Here is a 2,975-nt window from a genome sequence, read left to right on the forward strand (position 1 = left end):
CTTGGAAGATGTTTCTGATGGAAAAAAATGCTAAATTTTGGAACCGTATTGCTGACAAATATGCGGCCTCCCCTGTACCAGACGAAGAAATTTATAAAAACAAATTACACAAAACACAGGAATATTTACGACCAGATATGAAAGTTCTTGAATTTGGTTGTGGGACTGGGTCAACGGCTCTCTATCATGCCAATGACGTCAAACAGATTCTCGCGACAGATATTTCTGAGAGAATGATAGAGATTGCCAAGCAAAAAGCGGATGTGCAAAACATTAGAAATATCGATTTCCAACAATCTTCTATCGAAGAATTAACAATTGCTGATCAGTCTATCGATGCAGTCTTTGGTCACAGCATCCTGCATCTTCTTGAAAATAGAGATCAAGTTATTGATAAGGTTTATGCTATGTTGAAACCAGAAGGTATATTCGTTTCAAGCACGGCATGTATTAAAGATTTCTTTATTTTCCATAAATTATTGGATTGGTTTGGCCCACTTGGAAGATTGATTGGTTTACTTCCCTTAGTGAAAGTCTTTGGCAGTGACGATTTAAGATCAGCCATGATCAAGTCCGGCTTTAAGATCGAATATGATTGGCAACCAACAGGAAATGGCAAACAAAAAGGTATCTTCATCATTGCTCGGAAACCTGAAGCCGCATGATTGAGTAAAAAAAGCCTCTCAAAATATTCTCAGAGAGGCTTTATTTCATTAGCGATCAATTACGACTAGTTGACTAATTTTGTAACCAGCTCAATATTCCCACGTGTGGCATTTGAATACGGACAAACCTGATGTGCATCCTCAATCAGTTTTTCAGCAATATCTGTCTCCATACCGTTCAATGCAACTTCCATATCGACTTTAATTGCAAAACCAACGCCCTTAGGGTTTTCACCAATACCAACAGTTGCAGTTACTTTCACATCTGTAGGTAAAGATAATTTCTGTTGTGCGGCTACAAATTTCAAAGCGCCGATATAGCATGCAGAATAACCTGCACCGAATAGTTGCTCCGGATTTGTGCCATCTGCGCCATCCCCACCAAGTTCCTTTGGTGTGCTTAAGTTTACAGATAAACGTCCGTCTTCTGAATTTGATTGCCCTTCACGACCACCCGTAGAAGACACAGTTGTAGTATAAATTGCTTTCATGATCTTATCCTTATTAAGTTTAGCTCCAATAATAGTTATCGCGATAACTATTATATTAAAAAAATAGTCGTTCGCTTAATATAGTTATTGCAATAATTAATTTTGCGCAAGCGTTTTTTGTTTCAAGTTTTCACGAAGCTCTGTAAGTTGGGTGCGAAGATCAATTAATTTATCAACAGAAATACCACAGGATTCGGCAACGCATTCACTTATAACTAAGATATCTTCACGAAGCTTCTGACCCTTTTCCGTTAAAAGGATATTGAGTTGCCGATCATCTTCTACACCGCGTTGACGGATTAAAATTTCTTCCGTTTCCATACGCTTAATAACAGGTGTGAGAGAGCCAGATTTTTGACCTAATTTATCTGCAATTTCTTTAAGGGTGATCCCATCTTTTTCAAATAAGATCAATAAGATCGTATATTGAGTATATGTTAAACCCAACTTATCCAGATGTTCTTTATAAAGCTGTGTCATCGCCAAAGATGTGGAATATAAAGCAAAACAAAGTTGGTTATCTAAAAGAATCTTATCGCTGTCTTTCATATTCTTGCATTGCTTTCTTAGACTAGTGTTTTCCACATCCAATCTTCTCAATATATGTGATTGGTAAATGAAAAGAAAGATATCTAACAATCAACTATCTGGTATCTTCAACGAAGACTCTAGCTACATAATCTAAATCGCATATTTTCGCTACTATCATCAAACCCTTGCCACACGAAAATTAACCTTTTCGGAAGTTCTCTAAGGACTTCTGCGAAAGAAAATCTCCAGATTGATTATCCGACAAGATCCAAACGTTCTCTGGTCGGAAGTTTTCCGAACTTATCCTGATAACATTTTGAGAAATGGGATCCAGAGTTAAATCCACATGCAAAAGCAATCTCAGTAATCGACAGGGAAGTCTGGGTCAGTAAACTTTTGGCCTTACCAAGTCGAAGATTTAAATAGTATCGAACAGGTGTTGTCCCTAGATATTTTTGGAACAACCGTTCCAGCTGCCGCATGCTAAGACCAACACGCATCGCAATTTCGGGACGCTCCAATACTTCTTCTATATTGCTTTCCATTTCCTGTACTGCCTTGATCACCTTAGGATGACTTCTTCTCAAACGCGTATGCAATGGAAGGCGTAATGATTCACCACCTTCTATAATACGTTCATGCATAAAATGTTTCGAAACAAGGTCAGCAAGTTCAGAACCATGACGCTGTTCTAACTCCTTCAACATCATATCAAGCGCTGCGGTACCTCCCCCGCATGTAAATCTCTTACGATCAAATGTGAATAAATTGGTTTCAACAATAATATTCGGGAATTGTTCGTAAAAACTATCCAAGTCTGTCCAATGTATCGTGCAACTATATCCTGCCAGCAAGCCTGCATGGGCCAGTATGTATGCACCAGTACTTAAAGCCCCAATATGCGCTCCATTGCGTTCCCAACGGCGCAACGAACTAAACAAAATATCATTTTTATATAGATGTGCATCCGTTCCAGAACAAACCACAACATTGGTCGGTCCCTCAACATCACCAATAACCATATCTGCTTGAATTAAAAGACCATTTGAAGCTCTCACGGGTTCTTCATTCGTACTAATAACGTCCCAACTATAGAGAGTCTTCCCAGCTTCTTGGTTGGCAAGGCGCAAAGATTCAACAAAAACACTGAAGGAGGTTATGCAAAAATCTGGTACCAGAACAATGGTGATGCGATCTGGCTCATGCGCGGCAACTTCTTTAAATATTGAAGACATAATAATAGATCTCCCTTCTATATTGTGTCTAATCCGTTATCATTTTTTGTTTA

The 2,975-nt window shown here is 38.6% G+C and carries 4 protein-coding genes; 1 reads left to right on the plus strand and 3 read right to left on the minus strand.

The window, feature by feature from the left end; translation table 11 throughout:
- Positions 1-665: class I SAM-dependent methyltransferase (locus E1160_RS00310; RefSeq protein ID WP_218048609.1), on the plus strand; the 665-nt coding region annotated here is incomplete at its 5' end.
- A gap of 65 nt (positions 666-730) precedes the next feature.
- Here the strand turns inward: E1160_RS00310 and E1160_RS00315 are convergent.
- From E1160_RS00315 to E1160_RS00325, 3 genes are all read right to left on the minus strand, one after another.
- The gene (locus tag E1160_RS00315; protein WP_155153000.1) at positions 731-1,156 is read right to left on the minus strand and encodes an organic hydroperoxide resistance protein; all 426 of its coding nucleotides are present in this window, start codon (positions 1,154-1,156) and stop codon (positions 731-733) included.
- A gap of 96 nt (positions 1,157-1,252) precedes the next feature.
- Positions 1,253-1,705, minus strand: a complete 453-nt coding sequence (locus E1160_RS00320; protein ID WP_155153001.1) for a MarR family winged helix-turn-helix transcriptional regulator — start codon at positions 1,703-1,705, stop codon at positions 1,253-1,255.
- Between the two features lie 236 nt (positions 1,706-1,941).
- Positions 1,942-2,922: a GlxA family transcriptional regulator gene (locus E1160_RS00325; protein ID WP_155153002.1), complete on the minus strand. Its 981-nt coding sequence runs from the start codon at positions 2,920-2,922 to the stop codon at positions 1,942-1,944.
- Positions 2,923-2,975 lie beyond the last annotated feature (53 nt).

This window comes from Curvivirga aplysinae (assembly GCF_009711445.1).
In the GTDB taxonomy this organism is placed as follows: domain Bacteria; phylum Pseudomonadota; class Alphaproteobacteria; order UBA8366; family Aestuariispiraceae; genus Curvivirga; species Curvivirga aplysinae.

Excerpts from the sequence above, each read along its gene's own strand:
- E1160_RS00315 (WP_155153000.1), bottom strand. The coding sequence starts at position 1,156 with ATGAAAGCAATTTATACTACAACTGTGTCTTCTACGGGTGGTCGTGAA.
- E1160_RS00320 (WP_155153001.1), bottom strand. The coding sequence starts at position 1,705 with ATGAAAGACAGCGATAAGATTCTTTTAGATAACCAACTTTGTTTTGCT.
- E1160_RS00325 (WP_155153002.1), bottom strand. The coding sequence starts at position 2,922 with ATGTCTTCAATATTTAAAGAAGTTGCCGCGCATGAGCCAGATCGCATC.